Origin of the sequence: Paenibacillus sp. FSL K6-1096 (assembly GCF_037977055.1) — a bacterium.
Taxonomy (GTDB): domain Bacteria; phylum Bacillota; class Bacilli; order Paenibacillales; family Paenibacillaceae; genus Paenibacillus_AQ.
The window spans coordinates 1,311,591-1,332,201 of record NZ_CP150274.1; the positions used below are offsets into that span (position 1 = coordinate 1,311,591).

Annotated in this window: 20 protein-coding genes and 1 pseudogene; 8 read left to right on the forward strand and 13 right to left on the reverse strand. The window is 55.4% G+C overall.

Translation table 11 applies throughout. From position 1 onward, the window contains the following. Nucleotide 1: 1 nt before the first annotated feature. Nucleotides 2-1,135 (reverse strand): DUF4349 domain-containing protein, encoded by a 1,134-nt coding sequence (locus MHI24_RS06010; protein ID WP_340024666.1) that lies wholly within the window; start codon nucleotides 1,133-1,135, stop codon nucleotides 2-4. A 358-nt stretch (nucleotides 1,136-1,493) separates the two neighbouring features. Between MHI24_RS06010 and MHI24_RS06015 the strand changes: the two genes are divergently transcribed. Continuing rightward, nucleotides 1,494-1,646, forward strand: coding sequence for a DUF1540 domain-containing protein (locus MHI24_RS06015; RefSeq protein ID WP_238650251.1), 153 nt, complete (start codon nucleotides 1,494-1,496; stop codon nucleotides 1,644-1,646). Between the two features lie 59 nt (nucleotides 1,647-1,705). Here the strand turns inward: MHI24_RS06015 and metE are convergent. Both metE and MHI24_RS06025 read right to left on the reverse strand, forming a co-directional pair. Continuing rightward, a pseudogene (metE, locus tag MHI24_RS06020) lies at nucleotides 1,706-4,037 on the reverse strand (5-methyltetrahydropteroyltriglutamate--homocysteine S-methyltransferase). A 168-nt stretch (nucleotides 4,038-4,205) separates the two neighbouring features. Next, entirely contained in the window at nucleotides 4,206-5,066 is an 861-nt protein-coding gene (locus MHI24_RS06025; RefSeq protein ID WP_340024668.1) for an undecaprenyl-diphosphate phosphatase, read from the reverse strand. 229 nt (nucleotides 5,067-5,295) lie between these two features. Between MHI24_RS06025 and MHI24_RS06030 the strand changes: the two genes are divergently transcribed. The 3 genes from MHI24_RS06030 (at nucleotide 5,296) to MHI24_RS06040 (ending at nucleotide 7,764) form a co-directional block, all read left to right on the forward strand. Further along, on the forward strand, nucleotides 5,296-6,324 hold the full coding sequence (locus MHI24_RS06030) for an NADH:flavin oxidoreductase/NADH oxidase (RefSeq protein WP_340024669.1): 1,029 nt from the start codon (nucleotides 5,296-5,298) through the stop codon (nucleotides 6,322-6,324). Nucleotides 6,325-6,431: 107 nt separating this feature from the next. Beyond that, on the forward strand, nucleotides 6,432-6,866 hold the full coding sequence (locus MHI24_RS06035) for a MarR family transcriptional regulator (RefSeq protein WP_340024670.1): 435 nt from the start codon (nucleotides 6,432-6,434) through the stop codon (nucleotides 6,864-6,866). A 163-nt stretch (nucleotides 6,867-7,029) separates the two neighbouring features. Then, on the forward strand, nucleotides 7,030-7,764 hold the full coding sequence (locus MHI24_RS06040) for a class I SAM-dependent methyltransferase (RefSeq protein WP_340024671.1): 735 nt from the start codon (nucleotides 7,030-7,032) through the stop codon (nucleotides 7,762-7,764). A gap of 351 nt (nucleotides 7,765-8,115) precedes the next feature. Here the strand turns inward: MHI24_RS06040 and MHI24_RS06045 are convergent, their stop codons facing one another. The 5 genes from MHI24_RS06045 to MHI24_RS06065 form a co-directional block, all read right to left on the reverse strand. Continuing rightward, nucleotides 8,116-8,802, reverse strand: coding sequence for a YitT family protein (locus MHI24_RS06045; RefSeq protein ID WP_340024672.1), 687 nt, complete (start codon nucleotides 8,800-8,802; stop codon nucleotides 8,116-8,118). A gap of 321 nt (nucleotides 8,803-9,123) precedes the next feature. Beyond that, nucleotides 9,124-9,624 (reverse strand): Crp/Fnr family transcriptional regulator, encoded by a 501-nt coding sequence (locus MHI24_RS06050; RefSeq protein WP_340024674.1) that lies wholly within the window; start codon nucleotides 9,622-9,624, stop codon nucleotides 9,124-9,126. 155 nt (nucleotides 9,625-9,779) lie between these two features. Then, nucleotides 9,780-11,705: a fructose-specific PTS transporter subunit EIIC gene (locus MHI24_RS06055; RefSeq protein ID WP_340024675.1), complete on the reverse strand. Its 1,926-nt coding sequence runs from the start codon at nucleotides 11,703-11,705 to the stop codon at nucleotides 9,780-9,782. A 46-nt stretch (nucleotides 11,706-11,751) separates the two neighbouring features. Next, nucleotides 11,752-12,663 carry a 1-phosphofructokinase gene (gene pfkB, locus MHI24_RS06060; protein WP_340024676.1) on the reverse strand — a complete coding sequence of 304 codons (912 nt, stop codon included), beginning with the start codon at nucleotides 12,661-12,663 and terminating at the stop codon, nucleotides 11,752-11,754. A gap of 38 nt (nucleotides 12,664-12,701) precedes the next feature. Next, on the reverse strand, nucleotides 12,702-13,463 hold the full coding sequence (locus MHI24_RS06065) for a DeoR/GlpR family DNA-binding transcription regulator (protein WP_340024677.1): 762 nt from the start codon (nucleotides 13,461-13,463) through the stop codon (nucleotides 12,702-12,704). A gap of 299 nt (nucleotides 13,464-13,762) precedes the next feature. On the opposite strand from MHI24_RS06065, the gene MHI24_RS06070 reads away from it, so the two are divergent. Further along, nucleotides 13,763-14,056 carry a hypothetical protein gene (locus MHI24_RS06070; protein ID WP_340024678.1) on the forward strand — a complete coding sequence of 98 codons (294 nt, stop codon included), beginning with the start codon at nucleotides 13,763-13,765 and terminating at the stop codon, nucleotides 14,054-14,056. Between the two features lie 37 nt (nucleotides 14,057-14,093). Here MHI24_RS06070 and MHI24_RS06075 read toward each other — a convergent pair whose 3' ends face one another. Beyond that, nucleotides 14,094-14,567, reverse strand: a complete 474-nt coding sequence (locus tag MHI24_RS06075) for a general stress protein (RefSeq protein ID WP_340024679.1) — start codon at nucleotides 14,565-14,567, stop codon at nucleotides 14,094-14,096. Between the two features lie 161 nt (nucleotides 14,568-14,728). Between MHI24_RS06075 and MHI24_RS06080 the strand changes: the two genes are divergently transcribed. Beyond that, entirely contained in the window at nucleotides 14,729-15,871 is a 1,143-nt protein-coding gene (locus MHI24_RS06080) for an AI-2E family transporter (RefSeq protein WP_340024680.1), read from the forward strand. 68 nt (nucleotides 15,872-15,939) lie between these two features. Here MHI24_RS06080 and MHI24_RS06085 read toward each other — a convergent pair whose 3' ends face one another. The 4 genes from MHI24_RS06085 to MHI24_RS06100 form a co-directional block, all read right to left on the reverse strand. Next, the gene (locus MHI24_RS06085) at nucleotides 15,940-16,344 is read right to left on the reverse strand and encodes a hypothetical protein (RefSeq protein ID WP_340024681.1); all 405 of its coding nucleotides are present in this window, start codon (nucleotides 16,342-16,344) and stop codon (nucleotides 15,940-15,942) included. A 29-nt stretch (nucleotides 16,345-16,373) separates the two neighbouring features. Continuing rightward, a complete protein-coding gene (ung, locus tag MHI24_RS06090) occupies nucleotides 16,374-17,042 on the reverse strand; it encodes a uracil-DNA glycosylase (protein ID WP_340024682.1) in 669 nt (222 codons plus the stop codon). Nucleotides 17,043-17,113: 71 nt separating this feature from the next. After that, nucleotides 17,114-17,791 carry a ribonuclease H family protein gene (locus tag MHI24_RS06095; protein WP_340024683.1) on the reverse strand — a complete coding sequence of 226 codons (678 nt, stop codon included), beginning with the start codon at nucleotides 17,789-17,791 and terminating at the stop codon, nucleotides 17,114-17,116. Between the two features lie 114 nt (nucleotides 17,792-17,905). Further along, nucleotides 17,906-18,481 (reverse strand): TetR/AcrR family transcriptional regulator, encoded by a 576-nt coding sequence (locus MHI24_RS06100; RefSeq protein WP_340024684.1) that lies wholly within the window; start codon nucleotides 18,479-18,481, stop codon nucleotides 17,906-17,908. Between the two features lie 162 nt (nucleotides 18,482-18,643). On the opposite strand from MHI24_RS06100, the gene MHI24_RS06105 reads away from it, so the two are divergent. Continuing rightward, entirely contained in the window at nucleotides 18,644-19,198 is a 555-nt protein-coding gene (locus tag MHI24_RS06105; RefSeq protein ID WP_340024685.1) for a hypothetical protein, read from the forward strand. Between the two features lie 13 nt (nucleotides 19,199-19,211). Beyond that, on the forward strand, nucleotides 19,212-20,576 hold the full coding sequence (locus MHI24_RS06110) for a metallophosphoesterase (protein ID WP_340024686.1): 1,365 nt from the start codon (nucleotides 19,212-19,214) through the stop codon (nucleotides 20,574-20,576). Nucleotides 20,577-20,611: the final 35 nt, after the last annotated feature.

Genomic DNA, 20,611 nt, shown 5'->3' on the forward strand with positions numbered 1-20,611 from the left:
TCTATTTATTGTCTTGGTCCGGGTTATCCGCCGGAGCAGCCGGAGCCGCAGGCGGCGGAAGAGGATCGGCAGGGTACTGTACATCTGCTTCCGGCAGACGGTTGCCCGGACGAATCCGGTCCGGCTGCGCCGGTTGACGCCGCTTCATCACTCGGCGTAACCAGAATACAATTGCCCCAACCACAGCAGCGATGATGAGCACGGGAAGTGCAGCTGCCAGTATAACCACCAGCCACTGGAACATAACGGATAAGGCCTTCATGCTGCCTTGCAGCGCTTCGGAGGCCCGTGCTCCCAGCGGTCCCTGTGCCTTGCTTTTGGTAGCGGCCAGGCTCTCCTGTGTCTCGTACAGACGAAGCTCTACCGTCGAGAAGGCGACATTCTGGTCAATATAGCGCATTCTGCCCTTAATCTGTTCAATAGATTCCTGGATCTCACCGAGCTGGTTGGCGAACTGGACGAGATCTGCCGGTTTGGTCGCTTTTTTCATGAAATCAATGTATTGGGTCTCCATCAGCTGCTTCGCCTTGAGGCGCGACTCCAGATCGACGTACTCCTCTGACACATCCTGCCCCTGAATGCTCCGCTGCAGCTCCTCATGCTTAACCTTCTCCAGATTATTCAGGAAAGGTGAGAAGCCCGACGCAGGCACCTTCATCACAAAGGTTCCGCCCTTCTCATATTCAGACATGCTCTCCGAGAATTCAATAATGTATCCGCCGGCCAGCGTAACCATATTGCGTACTTCAGTCTGTGCAGCCCCGTAATCGGCAACCTCCATAGTGAGGTTAGCCTTGTAGATCAGCTTCTTGTTCAGGCCCGCCACGACATCAGTTCCGGTGAACCCCGCCGGTGTCTGCGCGGTCTCAGGACTTCCCGCAGCCGCATCAGAGCCGCTCCCTTGCTGGGCAGCCGGATCATTGGCCGCAGCCGCGTTGTTACTGGTGCTGTCATTCTTTTCCGCTACCTTAGAATCAGGAAGGCTGGCGGATGATCCTTCGGTCTTCGCTTCAGAGGTGAAGGCATTCTCCACTGCCCGGTCTGCCCCCGAGTCTTCATTTGCCGAGCTGCAGCCTGCCAGAACAACCGCCGTAATAAATATACACAATAAATAATGCAGACCCCATTTGCGCATGTTCATTCCTCCAAATCATTGTTATGGTCCTCGCTCCGAAGGTTCGGGCTTTCACGGCGGACGGCCGTTATCTCTGTAGGTCTCATCCGCGCTTATCCCTCTGACGTTCCAGAAGCTGGAAGGTTGCAGTCACCTGGAAAAATAATCAACAGAACCGTGCTGCTGCGGTTGGCCTGTTTGCGAAATGGGTATTCATTTGTTACAATAATGTTGATTTAGCTAAAAAACCACACCAAATACCCTTATTCGACTCGAATAAGGGCAGGCACTGTCCGGACAAGCTCCACCTTGTACCGGAAGCTGTATTCAGTTCTTGACGGATGGTTGTGGCCATCAACGGTTAGAGGAGGTGAACCTCATGGCAAAAGACGTATTGTGTGCAGTAAATTCCTGTACCTACTGGGCTGAAGAGAACAAATGCAACGCCGAGTCCATCTTTGTTGCTTACCACAGCTCCAAGCAGCCTACAGAAGCTGAAGAAACAGACTGCAAAACCTTCGAAAGAAAATAATAAATGACTTATTAAGTGAATGAAGGGGCCCTCCACGGTTCCTTCTTTCTTTTCTCATTCTAGCAAGAATGAGAATTATTATCAAGTGTTTTATTGGCTGACTGCCCCGCTCTTCTCTCTGACAAGCTCCGCAGCCTTCACCATATTACGCAGGGCTGCTATCGTCTCCTCCCAGCCGCGTGTCTTCAGTCCGCAGTCCGGATTAATCCAGAATTGCTGCACCTCCAGTACGCGCAGTGCCCGTTCAATGGCTGAGGTCATTTCCTCTACAACAGGTACACGCGGGCTATGGATATCATAGACACCAAGGCCAATCCCCTTGTCGTATTCCTGCTCCTCGAAGCTGACGATCAGCTCTCCATGACTGCGTGAGGTCTCAATCGAGATCACATCCGCATCCATCGCCGAGATCGACTCAATCATGTCATTGAATTCACTGTAGCACATATGCGTATGCACCTGTGTAGTCGCCTTGACATGATTCGTGGCAGTGCGGAAGGACTTCACCGCCCAGTTCAGATAATGGGCATGGTCTCTTGCCTTCAGCGGCAGCCCTTCGCGGATCGCCGGCTCATCCACCTGGATCATCTCGATGCCTGCGGCTTCCAGGGCGGATACTTCATGGCGGAGGGCCAAAGCGATCTGTCCCGCGACCGCTTCGCGGCTGAGATCGTCACGGACAAAGGACCAGTTGAGAATCGTTACCGGACCGGTCAGCATCCCCTTCACCGGCAGCTTAGTCAGCGACTGGGCATATACGCTTTCTTTGACGGTCATCGGCTCGGTGAAAGCAACATCGGCGTAAATGACCGGCGGCTTCACGCAGCGTGAGCCATACGATTGCACCCAGCCGCCTGATGTGAAGAGATAACCGGCCAGCTTCTCCCCGAAGAATTCCACCATATCCGTACGCTCGAACTCTCCATGCACCAGTACATCGAGACCAAGCTCCTCCTGAATTGTAATGGCCTCAGCAATCTGCCGTTTGATGAACCCGTCATAGCGCTCCTGGTTCCAGACTCCCTTGCGCCATTTCAGCCGGGCCTGGCGCACCTCAGCCGTCTGCGGGAAGCTGCCGATGGTCGTCGTCGGCAGCAGCGGCAGACGCCATTTCTCCTGCTGCACCTTCACGCGCTCGGCAAAGGGCAGACTGCGGTAATCCGGCAGCGCGGCCAGTGCGCGCACCTGCTCTGCCACATCGGTGCGGCTGCGTTCCGGCAGCGCACGGAACTCTGCCAGTGCCTCGCGGCTGCGGGCCAGCTCAGCAGCGTACTGCTCCGCTCCTTCGTTCGCAGCGGCTGCAATCAGCACCAGCTCTGCCAGCTTTTCATTGGCAAATGCCAAGGCTTGCTTGACTGGTGCCTTCAGCTTGGCTTCCCCTTCTACCGTTACCGGAACATGCAGCAGGCTGGAGGATGGCTGGAGAATCAGCTTACCTTGAGGCACAATTTTCTGCAATTCAGCAACCAGCGCCAGCTTCGCATCCAGGTCAGCCCGCCAGATGTTGCGTCCATCGAGAATCCCTGCGCCAAGCGTCTTATCCTGCGGCCAGCCGAGGCGGGTAACCGACTCCAGATTCTTGCCTCCGTCATGGACGAAGTCAAGGCCCAAGCCCTGCACAGGCAGCACCAGCAGCGCTTCAAGCGGCTCCGCCGCCTCGAAATAGGTCTGCAGCATAAGCTTCAATCCAGGGACAGCGGCGCTAATCTCACTGTATATGCGCTTCAGCAGCGCGGTATCCTCTGCGGTCAGGCCGGTAACGATAGCCGGCTCATCGATCTGCACCCAGGCTACCCCTTCCGCCTGCAGCTCCTGCAGCACCTGCACATACAGCGGGAGGAAACGCTCGGCAACCTCGTTGGTTTCTGCTGCCGGGAAGCCTTTGGACAGCTTCAGGAAGGTATACAATCCGACTATAACAGGCTTGCCTTCAATGCCTGCCCGCTCCTTGGCGAACCGGTAGGCGGCCAGCGGCTTGTTCGCAGTCAGCGTTGGTGTCACACCGCCGATCTCGGGAACGATGTAGTGGTAATTGGTATTGAACCATTTGGTCATCTCGCAGGCTGTAGCTGCAGCGTTGCCGCGGGCCATGGCGAAATAGAGCTCCAGCGGAATGTCGCCGCCCTTATACCCATAGCGTTCAGGCACAATTCCGAACATTACAGCGGTATCCAGCACATGGTCATAGAAGGTGAAGTCTCCCACCGGAATCAGCTCAACCCCTGCCTGCTGCTGAGTCTGCAGATGCTGAAGCTGGATCTCCTCCATCTGCGAGCGGAAGCTCTGCTCATCGGTTTTGCCGGCCCAGTATGACTCCAGCAGTTTCTTCCATTCACGGTTCTTGCCGATTCTCGGATACCCGAGACTGCTTGTTATGATTCCTTTGCTCATTAAGTCCACTCCTCTGTGTACGAATTCTGATGCCATCTTACTGGACTCCCCCGGCGGCGGGCAACAGATTCCGGCGATTTCCGCTATACAGATTCCCTATAGCAGAACGCCAAAAAAGCTGCCCCTCACGAATGAGAAGCAGCTTGAGCTTGTGCAGCCCTACCCTTTTCAGAACCAGACCAGATAGACCACGCCCGCAAGTACAATCCGGTAAATGGCAAAGGGCAGCAGCTTGATCCGGTTGATCAGCTTCAGGAAGAAACGCATGGATATGAGTGCAAATACGAAGGCGCTAATGAAGCCCGCAATGAAGAACGGCAAGGCGTCCAGCGTGAAATACTGCCAGTTCTTCAGCAGGGAGATCAGGCTTGCTCCGGCCATAATCGGCACGGCCATGATGAAGGTGAAATCGGCTGCCGCCCGGTGGCTCATGCCCAGCAGCACTCCCCCGGAGATCGTCGAACCGGACCGCGAGAAGCCCGGCCAGAGGGAGACACATTGAATCAGACCGACCGATAGCGCCTGTCTATATGTAATCTGGTCGATACTCTCGGTTCTGGCCTTGCGGGGAGCGAAACGGTCCGCACAGATCATGAATAGCGCTCCAACGACAAGACCGATCAGCACGGTTGAAGTGGAGAACAGATGCTCATCGATGTAGTCCTCCAGCAGGAACCCGAACACACCGGCCGGGAGCAGACCCACAATGATATGAGTCAGCTTAAGCTTTCCCTCTGTAACCACCTGCGGCTGCCCTTCCGGCACCACCGCCATTTCCTTACGGCTGAGCTTACGGAGTCCCAGCAGGTCAATGAACCGGTTGCGGAAAATAATCACTACGGCGAGTATCGAGCCTAACTGGATCACAACCTTGAACGTGTTGGCTGTGTACTTGCCGAGGAATTCCTGCGATTTCAGCCACATATCATCCACGATGATCATATGGCCCGTTGAGGATACCGGAGCAAATTCCGTCAGCCCTTCGACAATACCCAGGATGATTGCTTTGATAATGGTCAGCAGCTCCATCGTTAACCCCCTTTATTGTTTTCATTATAATAACTGTAAACTCGCGCAGCCATTTCTGAAACTTGCAGATCACTTGCAATAAATGCATAAAGTAATGATTCAGGTTGACAGGCCGAAATTCACAATCTATAATTACATGCATGTGCATGCATTTAATTTGCGGATTAGCTTCATTCTCTCTTAATCTGCCGCGTGCCAATCCCAGCCATAATGAAGGAGCGAGCCCCCAATGAATGATCTGTTCACGCCTTATACGTATAAAAGCCTGAAACTGAAGAACCGGGTAGTCATGCCGCCCATGTGCCAGTATTCAGTTGCCAATAAAGATGGAATCGCCACAGACTGGCATTACAACCACTATGTCAGCCGTGCGGTCGGCGGCACCGGACTGATCATTGTCGAGATGACCGACGTTGAACCTGATGGCCGTATTACAGATTATGATCTGGGCCTCTGGTCAGATGATCAGATCCCGGCGCTGGCGCGGATTGTTGAAGCCAGCCACGCCCATGGTGCCAAGATCGGAATTCAGATTGCCCATGCCGGGCGCAAGGCAGAGGATGCCAAGCTTCCTGTCTCTTCTTCCGCCATTCCTTATGACAGCAACTCCAAGACTCCCCATGCGCTGACGACAGAGGAAGTGAAGGAGATGGTTCAGAAATTCAAGCGGAGCGTGCAACGGGCTGTCCAGGCCGGGTTCGATACCATTGAACTGCATGGTGCCCATGGGTATCTGATTCACCAGTTCCATTCGCCGCTGACCAACAAGCGGACAGATGAGTACGGCCAGGATCGGACCTTGTTCGGCCGGGAGGTTATCTCTGCCGCCAAAAGCGTTATGCCGGAGGACATGCCGCTGATCATGCGGATTTCGGCCCGGGAGTATGTGGAAGGCGGATACGGCATCCGCGAGAGTCTGGAGATCAGCAGAGCTTATAAGGAAGCTGGAGCGGATATTTTCCATATCAGTTCAGGCGGTGAGGGACCGGTTGGCGCAGAGGGCGGACCAGGCACTCAGGCGGCCTATCAAGTATCACTGGCAAGAACAATCAAGCAGGAGCTGAATGTGCCGGTCATTGCTGTGGGCCGGTTGGATGAAGCCGTATTAGCCGATGCAGTAATAGGCAATGAGGAAGCTGACTTGGTGGCGGTTGGCCGGGGAATGCTCCGTAACCCTTACTGGACACTGGAGGCTGGTGTGAAGCTGGGCAAAGACGCAGACGTTCCTAAGCAGTATAAATTAGGGTTCCCGCGTTAAGGACAGCTTGTCAGCAGCCTGGGCCAGGGTGTCCTTCACTTCTTGCGGGTGGTATACTGTATAACAATTAATATTCATCACAGCTATGCAACGGAAGGATGAAAGACATGACGATCCCCCCTGCCAATGACCTGATAACCAGCTGGTTGTCTCTCTCTCATATACAGATGAATGTAGCCGCAGCCCTTGAAGCGAAGCTGACCGAGAACTATCAGCTATCACTCAAGGAGTTCTATGTATTGTTGTTTCTGTCCGAAGCTCCCGAGAAAAAGCTGAAGCTGCTGCAGCTGGAATCCATGGTCGGGCTGAGCCAAAGCGCTATGTCCCGGCTCGTCAGCCGTTTCGAGGCCAAGGGCTGCGGAGCGCTTGAGCGCAAGTCCTGCGAGGAGGACCGCAGAAGCATCTATACGTCCCTGACTCCGATCGGTCAGAGCAAGGTGGACCAGGCGCGGCAGACCGTTATCGAGGTGCTGCAGGAAGCATTTCCTGTGGCGGACACGCAGCAGTTGCTGGAGCAGCTTATCCAATTGAAGCAGTCCTAGACCCGGGCAGATGCCTGCCGGGTGAACCCGCCGTCCCTTCTTAGGGGCGGCGGTTTTTTTGCTTGTCCTGCTGATTATCCGTTACCGGAGCAGCTAACAAAGCTGAAATACGGTATACTAGCAGCAAACAGCTGGACGGGAACGTCCATGTGGAGGGACTGCTATGAAGGAGAACAAGTATGACGAGGCCAGTTTTTTTGCGAATTACAGCGTGATGCCGCGCTCTACCGGGGGGCTTGAGGCTGCCGGGGAATGGCAGGAGTTCCGCTCTCTGCTGCCGGATCTTCAGGGCAAGCGGGTGCTGGATCTCGGCTGCGGGTTCGGCTGGCATTGCCGGTATGCCCGGGAGCAGGGGGCTGCTTCTGTCCTGGGCATCGATCTGTCGGCGAATATGCTGGAGCGTGCCCGCGTAATGACAGATGATCCCGGAATTGAGTACCGCAGGCTTGCTATGGAAGATGCCGCCTTCAGTGCGGGGCAGTTCGATACCGTCCTCAGCTCGCTGGCGATCCACTATATTGAGGATTTCAGCAGTCTCTGCCGGCAGGTGGAACATTGCCTGAAGCCCGGCGGAGCGTTCGTCTTCTCGGTGGAGCATCCGATTTTCACCGCACTGGCGGCGCAGGACTGGCACTACGGCCCCGAGGGGGAGAAGCAGCATTGGCCCGTGGACAGCTATCATCTGGAAGGGCTGCGGCAGGCACATTTTCTCGGCCATGAGGTTGCTAAATACCACCGGACCACTGCGACTTATATCAATACACTGCTGGAATCCGGCTTCAGCTTGAAACGCATCTCCGAGCTGCAGCCGACCCCGCAGATGCTGGAGCAGAATCCGGCCTGGCAGGAGGAGACCCGGCGTCCGATGTTCCTGCTGCTGTCGGCGGTGAAGAACTGAACAGCACCCCAATTCCCCGCATCTCTCATACAATTTGGCCCAAACTCCGCTGCCCCGGCCAATGTATTCGCTTTTTCGATTACATTCGGCCTACGCGGCGCGCACAGTCCAATTGTGTTCGGTTTTTCGCATACATCCGGCCTCCGTGGCGCTTCCAGTCCAATTGTGTTCACTTTTTCGCATACATTTCGCCCGCACGCCTCCGCCACGTCCATTGTGTTCGCTTTTTTCGCATACATCCGGACCGCACACCCGCGTATCCGCCACAGACGGTCCCCACATTTTCCCCTAAAAAAAAGACCAGCCGGACTTCCGTCCGCTGACCTTTCGTTATCCCCGCCGCTGCAGGGTTCATACTGCGTTGTTCATTTTCACCGGTCCATCCTGGGTCTTGGCCAATGCCGTCTGGATCTTCGGTGCCTGGACCAGCTTCCGTCTGCCGAGAGAAGTGGTGAAGGTGATCACATAACCCGCCACAACCACAGCCATCACGGTGTACAAGGTCTCCCTTACCGGCATATAGAATAGTGATAACGCCAGTACACTGACATCCATCAGGATGAATACGGTGCCTACCTTAATGCCTTTCCATTCACTGATCAGCAGCGACAGAATATCATCCCCGCCGCTCGCCCCGCCGCCCAGCAGGACCATTCCCGCTCCGAGACCGGTCAGTACACCGGACAACAGTGCCGCAACCGGCAGGTTATCCTGCAGATTGAACACTAAGCCGGAATAACGCTCCATCAGCCCGTAGAATACCGTGAAGGCCACTACAGAGATGAAGGTTTTTACCACAAATGACCGTCCCTTGAAGATCATCGCGATGATCAGTACCGGAATGTCCAGAATCAGAATGGTCAGTGATGGTGAAATGCCTAGAATATACTTGCCGAGCAGCGATAAGCCTACAAATCCGCCCTCGGTCAGCTGGTTCTGATAATTGATGTGATAATACGTAAATGCAAGCAATAGTGTTCCGGTCAAAATAAGCGCCAGCCGGAGCAGCACATTCCTGCCACTGTCTTGTTTCCTCATTACTTGGTCTCCCCTTATCGTATATGGCGGCTAGACGTCCCACCAGCCTCTACGACGGGTTAAACCGGAGGTGTTGCTGTTACTCCTTCGCATACAATACTCCTTCCCTCGCAGAGGCGGCCTCGTCATTACATGGCGGTTCGCACATACTCTGCAGGGAAGCTAAGTATAAGACAGATCATAACGTTTCCAAATCGTCCTTTGGGGAATCGTCCTTCGGGGACACATGGTATCCTGATCCTTTCTTTTGTGTGATAGTTTCTGAATAGATTATACCACGCGGAGGGGCAGCGCTAAACACTTTTAATGTAAAATAAGCAATCAGCCCGGATTCCGCAGCAGCCGGTTGACCGTCTCACGCCGTACACCAATCAGTTGTCCGATCTCTTCCTGGGTCAGCAAATCTGTAAGCTGTGCGCCATGAGAATATTCGTTCAGCCAGCGGGTCAATAGCGCCATGCGCTCCCCGGGAGTGCCGACGGTGAGGTGGTCGAGCCGGGTCTGCATGAACCGCACCTTCTCCTGCAGCAGCAGGGCGACCTCCATCACCTTCTCCGGGCTCTCCCGCAGCTCGCGGTACCACTCCGCAGCCGGAATAAGCTCGACCTCGCTTTTCATCATCGCCACCGCGGTTCCATGCGCCTCCTTCGGCGAAATGAGGGAATGATGCGGAACCGTCTCGCCCGGATAGAGCAGGTTGAACAGCACCATATTCCCGTTCTCATGCAGTCTTGTCACTTTGAACAGCCCGCTCTTCACCCGGTACAGGTTCTGGCCGCCGTCGCCTTGCCGGAACAAGACTTCACCTCTGTGCAGAATCATTTCGCATTCTCCTTTGCCTTCTCTGTATATGTATTGCTAATTATACCGAAATACGACACCGAAATGGAGGGGCCGCCCGATTAAGACACAAAGAAGCCGCCCGGGAGCAGATTTATCTCTGCGGCCAGGCGGCTTCTTGGGCAATTCAATCAGGCTTACAGCTTCACATCTACCGGCTTCTTCCACAGCCCCAGCATCAGCCCGGAGATGACCGAGCCGATCAGCACCGCCAGAAGGAACAGCGCAGCGTTGCTGGACAGGAAGGCAACGAATACCCCGCCATGCGGTGCGGGAACGTTGATATTCCACAGCTGGGTCAGTCCTCCGGCCACGGCAGAGCCGATGATACAGGAGGTGAGCACGCGCAGCGGGTCAGCAGCAGCGAACGGAATAGCTCCCTCGGTAATGAACGACAAGCCCAGCACATAGTTGGTGAGCCCGGATTTGCGCTCCGTCTCTGTGAATTTATTCTTGAAGAAGGAGGTTGCGAGCGCAATCGCCAGCGGCGGCACCATACCACCGGCCATAACTGCGGCCATCATCAGCCCGTTCGTATTGCCGCTGGAAGTGAACACCCCGATGGCGAAGGTGTAGGCTGCCTTATTGAACGGTCCACCCATATCAATCGCCATCATACCGCCAAGCACGAGGCCAAGCAGAACTTTGTTGCCGGTACCCAGATTGTTAAGAGCATCAGTTAGTCCGCCGTTGATCCAGCTGAATAACGGATCGAAGAGGAAGAACATTACGCTTCCTGTAATCAGGAGACTGAAGACGGGATAGAGCAGAATCGGCTTCAGCCCGTCAAGTGTGCGCGGCAGGCCCGAGAAAACTCTGCGGAGCAGAATCACAACATAACCGGCCAGGAACCCTGCGGCCAGTCCGCCGAGGAAGCCGGAGTTGGAGTTGAGGGCCATCAGACCGCCGACCATACCGGGCATCAGCGCCGGACGGTCGCCGATGCTCATCGCGATGAATCCGGCCAGGATCGGAATTAGGAAGTGGAACGCTCCATCCCCGCCGCCGATCGTCTGCAGCAGCTTCACCAGCGGATTATCTACACTGGCTACCTGCTCAATCAGGAAGGAAATCGCCAGCAGAATCCCGCCGCCGACCACGAAGGGCAGCATATGCGAGATACCGTTCATCAGGTTCTTGTAGATCTGGCTGCCTACGGAGCCGGACTTTGCAGGCGCTGCTCCATCTTCATTCCGTCCGGTGCCGCGGTAGACCGGCGCTTCTCCCCGGGATGCAAGCCGGATCAGCTCCTCCGGCTTGCGGATACCGTCGCTAACCGGACGCTGGAGGACAGGCTTGCCGCTGAAGCGCTCCATCTCCACCTTTTTGTCCGCAGCGACAATTACGCCGCTGGCCCGGGCGATCTCATCAGCGGTGAGTACATTCTGTGCACCCTCCGAGCCATTCGTTTCGACACGGATGTTAATGCCCAGCTCCTTAGCCTTCTTCTTCAGCGCATCCTCCGCCATGAAAGTATGGGCAATGCCTGTCGGACATGCCGTCACCGCCACTACGAAGCTCTCTGAATCAGGATTGCCGGTGATAACCTTCGCCGGTTCGGCCTTAGGTGCGGCTGTCTTCGCTTCCGCTTCAGCCTGGGCCTCCGCCTCTGCCTGCTTCGTATCGAACAAAGCGGTTACCTCGGCGGGAGTCTTGGCATTCATCAGCTGGTTGGTGAATTCGCTTTCAATGAGCAGCCTGGACAGTGCAGCAAGGGTTCGCAGGTGCATATTTCCAGCTCCATCCGGAGCCGCAATCATGAAGAACAAGTGGGCCGGCGCTTCATCCAGTGAAGCGAAGTCGATGCCGGCGCTGCTCTTCGCGAATACCACCGTTGCCTCCTTCACAGCCTTCGTCTTGGCGTGGGGCATCGCAATCCCTCCGCCGATGCCTGTGCTGGACTGGGCTTCCCGGTCCATAATCTTCTCTTTAAACAGCTTCACATCACTGATGCGCCCATGGTCGGCCAGGCTGGCGATCAGCTCGTCGATCGCCTCTTCCTTCGTTGTCGCCCGCAGCTCCATAATCATCGTTTCCTGTATCATCAAATCTGTAATTTTCATGAGAACTCAACTCCCCGGATTAACTTGAACTTCTTATACTTTCTCTTTATAGCTGAGATACCGTAACCAGCGGCCGGAGCTGTTCGATCATTGCCCTGTCTGCCAGATCATCGGAGAATGCCGTCGCACTTCCAGAGGCTACCCCGGCCCGGAAGGCTTCCAGAGCATTCCCGGTCAGCGACAAGGTGCCTACGAAGCCGGCGATCATCGAATCTCCCGCCCCGACTGAATTCTTCACCTGACCCGCCGGAGCGCTGGCATGGTAGACGCCCTGCTCCGTAATGAACAGCGCGCCTTCGCCGGCCATGGACACCAGTACATGCCTGGCGCCGCCCTCCAGCAGCTTGCGCCCGTAGGTAATAATCTCTTCTCTTGTGCTGATCTCCGTATCGAACAGCTCTGCCAGCTCATGATGATTCGGCTTGATCAGCAGCGGTCCCTCGGAGAGTGCAGCCTTCAGTGCCTGCCCTGTAGTATCAATGACGAACTCCGCCCCCTTGCGCTTGCATCCAGCAATTAGCCGGGCATAGATATCTCCGCCCAGCGACGGCGGGGCGCTGCCGGACAGGACCACAATGTCCCCCGGCTTCAGAGCATCCAGCTTCTGCAGCAGAGCAGCGGTCTCGGAATCGGTAATCTCAGGCCCGGCTCCGTTAATCTCCGTCTCTTCGCCCGCCTTCAGCTTGATATTAATCCGGGTATCGTCCGCGATCTGAACGAAGCTGCCGGCTATCCCTTCCTGCCGCAGCCACTGTTCAATATAGCCGCCGGTGAATCCGCCAAGAAATCCGGTCGCAGTACTGTCTACTCCTAGCTGCTTCAGCACGCGGGAGACATTGATCCCCTTCCCTCCGGGAAGCTTCATATCCCGCTTCATCCGGTTCAATCCGCCCAGTGTAAGCTCCTCCACCTCGACGATATAGTCGACAGACGGATTAAGCGTCACGGTATAGATCATTTGTTCATCCCTCATTTATCATGTTTGTCTTCTTAGCCTCACACGAGCGTATAATCCACATTCAACTTCTCCAGCTGCCGCCGGAAGCTGTCCGGTGTAGCGGTATCGAGAATACAATGGTCCAACTCCTGCAGGTCCGCCACCTTGCAGAAGGAGATCTGCCCGATCTTGCTGTGGTCAGCCAGCAGGATGGTCTGCTTCGCAACGGCAATCATCTTGCGTTTGGTGGCAGCCTCCAGCATATTCGGGGTGGTAATGCCTTCCCGGATATCGAGTCCGTTCGTTCCGAGGAAGACCTTGTCAACACGTACCATGTCAAGCGAGCGCTCGGTCATCGGCCCGACGAAGGCCATCGTATCGGGCCGCAGCATGCCTCCGGTCATCGAGACCTCAATATGGCGGCAATCCTTAAGCTCATTAAGCGCCATAATCGAGTTGGTAATGACCTTAAGATCACGGAACGCTCTCAGCTCGCGGGCAATCTGGAGCGTAGTGGTTCCCCCGTCCAGCAAGATGGCGTCGCCTTCCTGGATCATCTCCACAGCCTTGCGTGCAATCCGCTGCTTCTCCTCCAGGAACCGGTCCTCCTTATCGGCAACAGCCGCTTCAAAGTTCACGCTCTGCAGGGATACCGCCCCGCCGTGCGTCCGCTTCAGCAGCCTCGCCTCTTCCAGCTCCTTGAGATCCCGGCGGATGGTCGATTCAGATACGGACAGCTCCTGGCTTAGCTCCTGTACAGATGCTCTTGTATGCTTCTCAACGAACTGCAGAATCTTCCGCTTGCGTTCTTCTTCAAACATGCAGCACACTCCTTAGGATGTGCAGCCACCCGGCAAGGGATTCCTCGATGCACATCGTCTGTTTGAGTTGGAAATAACGTTGACTGAATAAGAATCATTTGTGACTGATTATGCTCATTTGTGCTCATTTATGATTGTAACAGCGTTTTCATGAACTGTAAAGAGCATTTCCTGCTTATTTCTTATCCTGGCACCGGCCCGTTAGCCTTAACCGCAAATAACCTCCCGATTGCCTATTTCATATTAGTGAAGAGCGACATATTTTATAGTACATATGGGGAAAAGCGGGTGAACAAGAGATGGCCTATAACAGGAACAATGGGAATGGCAGTTCTAACAGCATAGCCGGGGGAGGCGCTGGCAGCGGCGGACCGGTGGAGACAGAGGAGCTAAGTGCTGAGGATTATGCAATCATTGCTGCCGGCTTGGGCGCCTTGGGCGAAATCTTTGCTTTTCTGTCCCTGGTCAAGGCCAAGCAGGTCACCAAGGAAACCGGAGGACAGGTAGGGGAGGGCCTGGGCCTGGGGCCGGCTCTGTTCGTTCAATCCAGATATAAAAAAGCAGCCAGACGGAAATCCCGCCGGCCGCGATAAACCCTCTTATCTCTAAGCTGCTCACATCTGCATCGTGCTATACGGGGTTAAGCGGCAAGGCCTCATGCCTGGCCAGAACCTCTTCCACGCTCCCGCGTGAGTTCTCCTCCTTAAGCAGCACGATGACAATAATATGCTCCAGATCGGCATGTCTGGCATAGTCTTCCGCGTCTTCCGGCGGGATACCCATCCCGATCAGGCTGACCGCCAGACTATCATCCTCTATATCGGCTCCAGCCAGCTTACGTGCAGCGGGACCTGCGGCAACGGCTGAGTCGCCGATCATGTCCAGGCCTACTCCCAGTGCACGGGCTGTCCCGAACAAGCCCTCATTTCCCGCCCCGCTCTCTGTCTCCCCGATTCCGGTATCATGGGTGATGATTTCCAGTGTATTTTTCTGCTTCGTGACCGCTGAGATCTGCTTCGCCGCAATTCCCTTCTCCTTCAGCTCGCTGATCGCCAGCGCGGCATCGCTCCGGTGTGCGAAGATCCCGAGTACCAATGTAGGCATATGACATCCCTCCTGTTACAGGGGTATTACCACTCTGCCCCGTGCTTGAACCCGGTGGAATGCGCTGCACGCTGCGAAGTGAATCAATCTCTTCTATTTCGGTTATAAAGATAGAATGAGATGAATACATAAACATATTAATAGAGAAAGGGGGAGCTGCTGTGCTGGATAGCAAGTATTTCCGGACAAGCCTGGCCATCATCGCTTTTTTGACCATACTGTACTTGGGCTCCAAGGTTGCCTTCCTGGTTACACCGGTCTTATCTGTAATTAACCTGCTGCTGGTACCAATGATGCTGTCCGGCTTCATGTATTATCTGCTGCGTCCGATTGTCAATTACCTGGGAACCCGGAAGGTGAACCGCGGACTCTCAGTTCTGCTGATCTACCTGGTCTTCGCCGGGCTGTTCGTCCTGTTCTGGATGCTGGTCTGGCCGACGCTGCGCGAGCAGATTCAGAATTTCATTGAGAATACCCCATATCTGGTAGAGGGAATTCAGAACCAGTTCAATCAGCTGCGGAATGATCCAACGTTCTCCCGCTTCTTCAGCGGTGAGAGTGATGTGACTACACGCCTCACGGAGTATGTGAACAACGCCATCACCTGGGTGACCAACTCCATGTCCAATCTGATTGCAGTCGTCTCCAATATTGTGGTTCTCATCGCTACCTTGCCTATCATTCTCTACTACATGCTGAAGGATGGACACAAGCTGTCCCCGATTCTGTTAAGTCTGGCTCCGCGGAAATACCGCAAGGAGGGTCAGGAGATGTTGAAGGATATCGACAGCGCCCTAAGCGGCTTCATCGTGACGCGCGTTCTGCTGAATGTGATACTGGGCATCCTGCTCTATATCGGCTTCCTGCTGATTGGCCTGCCCTACTCTCTTCTGCTGGCGGTGATCTCTATTCCGCTGAATTTCATTCCGTATATCGGTTCCGTGCTGGCAGCGGTTCCGGTTGTAATCGTAGGATTCATCGAATCCCCTACGATGGCCATCTGGTCGCTGGTCATTATTCTGATCGCGCAGCAGATTCAGGACAATGTGCTGTCCCCGATCATCTACGGCAAGTCGCTGGATGTGCATCCGCTGACGACCGTGCTGCTTGTCCTCGTTGGCGGCGATTTCTACGGGCTGATCGGCGTGCTCATTGCACTACCGGTATATATGATTGTCAAAATCCTGTTCCTGCGCATCTACGAGATTATTATCGCAGAGCGGACGGAACCGGTTATCCCCATGCCCGATGCTCTCCCGGATCTGGATTTAACATCCAAGCGCGGCAAGGATGATCACGTGTAGCCTCCGGCACGCAAGAAGGCGGGCAAGTCTCCAATCTGGAGGCCTGCCCGCCTTGCTGTGTAATGGGCCTATCCCCGCAGGGAGCGGACCACAAAAATATGACTGCCCTTGGCCAGATTCTGCCCGTCCCGCAGCGTCACGGAGCCTTTGGTATGCGCCACGATGACCGTATTGTATGCCACAAGCTGATCGCCCCGCCAGACCGTAACCGCTGACTTGAAATAGACAGCATTGTCGAACTGCTGGCGCGCGCGCATAATGTATCCGATGGAATTGAGAACCGGGGGCAGCGCCCTCTCCTTGGGAGCCAGGGCCTTGATGAATACAATATCGCGAAAAGGAACAGCAATCTCCTGATGCCCGATGACAGCCACCGAAGCGGCCGGGTCCCACCGGCGGAGAACGCCTTTCATAATCGTATACGGCTGCTCCCCGCAGTACATAATGACCGGTCTGCCTACCCAATGCTTCATGGCTCCGCTCCTCTCGCTGTGTGTGCTACTTATACATTCGGTATAGACCAGTCAATTCCTCTCAGCCCGTGCTCCTCCAGAAACTGATTAGCCCGGGAGAAGGGCTGGCTGCCCAGGAATCCGCGGTGCGCCGAGAACGGGCTGGGATGCGGAGACTGGATCACCAGATGTCTGCGGCGGTCAATCGCCGCCCCCTTGAGCTGGGCATGGCTGCCCCAGAGAATGAACACCATCGGCTCCGTCCGTTCATTCAGCTTCTCCATAATCGCATCGGTGAAGGTCTCCCAGCCCAGTCCCTTATGCGAATTCGGCTGGCCCTCACGCACGGTCAGCACGGCATTGAGCATCAGCACCCCTTCCTCCGCCCAGTGCAGCAGCGAGCCGTGGTTCGGAATGGCGATGCCCAGATCACTATGTAGTTCGGTATAGATGTTGCGCAGTGACGGCGGAACCCTGACGCCCGGCTCTACCGAGAAGCTCAGGCCATGGGCCTGTCCTGCGCCATGATACGGGTCCTGCCCCAATATAACAACCCGGGTCTTGCTGTAAGGCGTCAGCTTCAGCGCCGAGAACAGCTTGTCCTTTGGCGGATATACTTTGTACTGCTTGTACTCGCGTGCCAGGGCATAACGCAGCTCCTGGAAGTAAGGCTTCTCTGTCTCCTCCTGCAGCACTTCATCCCAATCATTGTCAAACATCCCGTTCTCCTCCCGTACACCTTATGATTAGTATTGATCCATTACCCGTTATTAACCATTAATCAGGGAACTTATTTGCGGCCGTAGTCCGCTTTGATCTCGCCCCAGGCCTTGGTCTGCCATTTCAGCACCTTGTTCTCATAGGTATGGGTGCGCAGCCAGTGCTCCGCCCGGTCGATCAGCGTCCAGATCTCCTCCGTGGAAGCATCCCTCGGCAGCGTCGTAGCCACCTTCTTCTGCTTCACCCATTTCATTGCATTCACGGAATCGCTGTAGACGGTCTTGCTGCTGCCCTCCTTCTTCAATAGAGCCAGCGCATGGACAATGGCCAGGAATTCGCCGAGGTTATTCGTGCCTTTGCGGATCGGACCGCAGGAGAAGATCACGTCCCCGGTCTGGGTATCCACCCCTTTGTATTCCACTGGCCCGGGATTGCCCCGGGTCCCCACATCGACAGAGATGCTGTCATAATCGATCTCTTCATCAGTCTCCGCAGCGGCACTCCGCCCCCGGGCATACGCAGGCTTGCCCTTGGCCCGGCCGGAACTGCCGGAAGCAGCGAATGCCGCCCCTGTTCCCCAGTTGCCCTTCCAGCCTGCCTTATAGGCAGCCTCCGCAGCGGCCTTGCTCTCATAGGACTTATACTTGGCTCCTGTATAATGATCGGTCTGCGCCTGGCATTCCGCCCAGGTGCTGTAGACGCCGGGCTGCTTGCCTTCCCATACTACATAGTATTTCTGCTTCGCCAACCAAGTCAGCTCCTTTCTGCCCCAAAATCATATTGTAATTCAAACCATAGCGATAATGAAGCATGATCTATTGGATAAATCCCTGCAGGCGCGTTCATACTATGACGGACACCATTACTCCAGCATTCCAAGCGTGGTGTTCACAATCATTTCTAGCTTGTCTTTGTCCTTGACGGTTTTGACCATGACTCTCAGTCCGATCAGGGCATTATTCAGAGACGCAGCCAGCGCCTCAGGAGTATACCGGGTAGAGATTTCACCGCCGGCCTGTCCGTGCCGGACTAACTGCTCTATCAAGGCTTCGGTATTCTCAAAAGCTTCATTGGCTGTGGCAGCAGCCTCAGCATCATGGTTGGACAGCTCAACGGCCGTATTGACCAGCATGCAGCCCTTGGGCTCAGCTTCACTGCGGTGAATCGTAGCCTCAAACAGCAGGCGGATGGCAGCAGCAGCCGAGGTTACCCCTTCGATCCGGCCCTCCAGCCTTGAGCGCTGAATGGAGGCAAAGCGCTCCAGCGCTTTGATATATAAAGTATGCTTGTCGCCAAAAGTATCGTACATGCTCCGCTTGTGAATGCCCATGCCGGCGACCAGATCCTGCATCGAGGTTTTCTCATAGCCCTGCTGCCAGAAAATATTCATCGCCTTGAGCAATACATCGTCGATATCAAATTCCTTGCTTCTCGCCATGCTCATGCTCCTTTCGCGGTCTATTTTACCATTTATAGAACGACCGGTAAATATTATACCCCAGTGTGAAGAAGCTCACATTAATTCTGCACCAATCATTCTATATTAATTTTAAAGGAAATCCATATCAACAGCAACACATACCTGAGGGAGGTTATTCACATGAGAAAAATCGCAGCTATTCTAACCGTATTCACCTTGACTCTGCTCATCGGTTGCGGCAACAACAACAAGGCGGCCGATAACAATACGTCTGCCGGCAACGGGGGCAATGCTGCCGCCACACAAGCGCCGGATGCAGTAACATCGGCTTCGGTAGTAGATAACGGGGAAGCCTTCAAGAAGGCGATCAGCAAGGACGGCACATGGATTGCCGCAACCTTGAACGATCTGTCCTTCAGCGAGGAACTGGTAGTGGACGGACAGTTCATTAATAAGGAGAAGCCAGCCCGCAAAATCGCGCTCTACACCCAGGACGCTGACCACAATATCACAAACAGCTTCAAGCTGACCGCCCCCAAATTGACGATCCGCAGCGAGAATACCCGGATACAGGGCGGCACCTTCATCGGCGATGTCTATGTGGAGGCAGACGGCTTCGCTGTGGTCAATGCAACAATTGAGGGCAATGTCTATTTCTCCGATGCCAAATATCAGGCCACCTACTCCGCAGCCGACCAGGGCAAGGTGACCGGCGTAACCGAAGTGAAGCAGTAATCCGTGGTGCTCTATGATGACTATCCGCAGGACAGCCCTATTTCCCCTGCTGCTGCTCCTGCTGTCACTCGGCTCCTGCAGCGGGCATGAGGCTGGAGAAGGGCCGGTATACCGTATCCGGTCCGGCCATGATCTGAATCTTCTGACTACGAGCGATATCCATTATCTGTCACCCGGCCTAAGAGATGATGGGACGGCCTTCCGCCAGTTCCTGGCTGCGGGGGACGGCAAGCAGCTGGAATACAGCAGCGAGATGCTGGAGGCGCTCCGCTATGACGTCGCCCTGCGGAGGCCCGATGCTGTGATCATCAGCGGAGATCTCAGCAACAACGGCGAAGAAGCCAGCCACAAGGAGCTGGCCGGACAGCTGAAGCAGCTTGAGCAGGAGACGGGAACCCGGGTCTATGTGATTCCCGGCAATCACGATATCCGCAATCCCTGGGCCCGGAGGTTCAAGGGGAGGAGGCAATATGCCGTGGATTCCGTTACCGCCGGAGAATTCCGCAAGATCTACAGCAGCTTCGGCTACGGGGAAGCCCTGCTGACAGACAAGGACTCGCTCAGCTATCTGGCCGCCCCGTCGGATGAGCTGTGGCTGCTCATGCTGGACACTGCGCAGTATGAGGACAACAAGGCGCTCGGCCACCCTGAGCTGAAAGGCAGAATCAGCGCCGGGACGCTGGAATGGATCGGCGCCTGCGGCCGGATGGCGGCAGAGCATGGCGCACAGCTCATAGCAGTGATGCATCATAACCTGATGAATCACAGCAGCTTCATCCAGGAGGGCTTCACCGTGGAGGATCACACAGAGGTTATGGATGCTCTTGTGAAGAACGGTGTCCGCACCGTGCTCAGCGGCCATATCCATATGCAGGATATCAGTGAAGCCACCCGCGACGGCAAGCCGGTCTATGACATCGCCAGCAGTGCCTTGTCCGTGTATCCCCATCAATACGGCCTCCTGCACTATTCCTCTGCCGGCCGGACGCTTGATTACAGCACGGCGACACTGGGGATGGAACCGTGGGCAGCCACAGCGGGCATCACCGATCCGAAGTTACTGCATTTCAAGGATTACAGTGAGCAGGAGTTCCGTAAACGCTCGGCGGGGCGGACCTTCAGCCGGCTCGCTTCAGACAAGGCTTACGCCGGATATTCCGATACCCAGCTCGGGCAGATGGCTGATGTGGTCGGAGCGCTGAATGCGCTCTATACCGCAGGCATGACCAGTACCGGCCTGGCCGCTATACTCGATACGGACGGCTACCGGCTATGGCAGACCGCCCCGGCGAGCGGAACCAGAAGCTACGTGCTGGAGATGGCAGCACAGCAGCCGGAGAATAACCGGCGGCTGCACACCCGGCTGGCGGAGCCGTGATGTTTGAATACCTGGAGAAAGGTGCAAGATAGACA

Bases quoted from the DNA above. Each gene is read 5' to 3' on its own strand.
- MHI24_RS06010 (WP_340024666.1), bottom strand. From the start codon at position 1,135: ATGCGCAAATGGGGTCTGCATTATTTATTGTGTATATTTATTACGGCG.
- MHI24_RS06015 (WP_238650251.1), top strand. From the start codon at position 1,494: ATGGCAAAAGACGTATTGTGTGCAGTAAATTCCTGTACCTACTGGGCT.
- MHI24_RS06025 (WP_340024668.1), bottom strand. From the start codon at position 5,066: ATGGAGCTGCTGACCATTATCAAAGCAATCATCCTGGGTATTGTCGAA.
- MHI24_RS06030 (WP_340024669.1), top strand. From the start codon at position 5,296: ATGAATGATCTGTTCACGCCTTATACGTATAAAAGCCTGAAACTGAAG.
- MHI24_RS06035 (WP_340024670.1), top strand. From the start codon at position 6,432: ATGACGATCCCCCCTGCCAATGACCTGATAACCAGCTGGTTGTCTCTC.
- MHI24_RS06040 (WP_340024671.1), top strand. From the start codon at position 7,030: ATGAAGGAGAACAAGTATGACGAGGCCAGTTTTTTTGCGAATTACAGC.
- MHI24_RS06045 (WP_340024672.1), bottom strand. From the start codon at position 8,802: ATGAGGAAACAAGACAGTGGCAGGAATGTGCTGCTCCGGCTGGCGCTT.
- MHI24_RS06050 (WP_340024674.1), bottom strand. From the start codon at position 9,624: ATGATTCTGCACAGAGGTGAAGTCTTGTTCCGGCAAGGCGACGGCGGC.
- MHI24_RS06055 (WP_340024675.1), bottom strand. From the start codon at position 11,705: ATGAAAATTACAGATTTGATGATACAGGAAACGATGATTATGGAGCTG.
- pfkB (WP_340024676.1), bottom strand. From the start codon at position 12,663: ATGATCTATACCGTGACGCTTAATCCGTCTGTCGACTATATCGTCGAG.
- MHI24_RS06065 (WP_340024677.1), bottom strand. From the start codon at position 13,463: ATGTTTGAAGAAGAACGCAAGCGGAAGATTCTGCAGTTCGTTGAGAAG.
- MHI24_RS06070 (WP_340024678.1), top strand. From the start codon at position 13,763: ATGGCCTATAACAGGAACAATGGGAATGGCAGTTCTAACAGCATAGCC.
- MHI24_RS06075 (WP_340024679.1), bottom strand. From the start codon at position 14,567: ATGCCTACATTGGTACTCGGGATCTTCGCACACCGGAGCGATGCCGCG.
- MHI24_RS06085 (WP_340024681.1), bottom strand. From the start codon at position 16,344: ATGAAGCATTGGGTAGGCAGACCGGTCATTATGTACTGCGGGGAGCAG.
- ung (WP_340024682.1), bottom strand. From the start codon at position 17,042: ATGTTTGACAATGATTGGGATGAAGTGCTGCAGGAGGAGACAGAGAAG.
- MHI24_RS06100 (WP_340024684.1), bottom strand. From the start codon at position 18,481: ATGGCGAGAAGCAAGGAATTTGATATCGACGATGTATTGCTCAAGGCG.
- MHI24_RS06105 (WP_340024685.1), top strand. From the start codon at position 18,644: ATGAGAAAAATCGCAGCTATTCTAACCGTATTCACCTTGACTCTGCTC.
- MHI24_RS06110 (WP_340024686.1), top strand. From the start codon at position 19,212: ATGATGACTATCCGCAGGACAGCCCTATTTCCCCTGCTGCTGCTCCTG.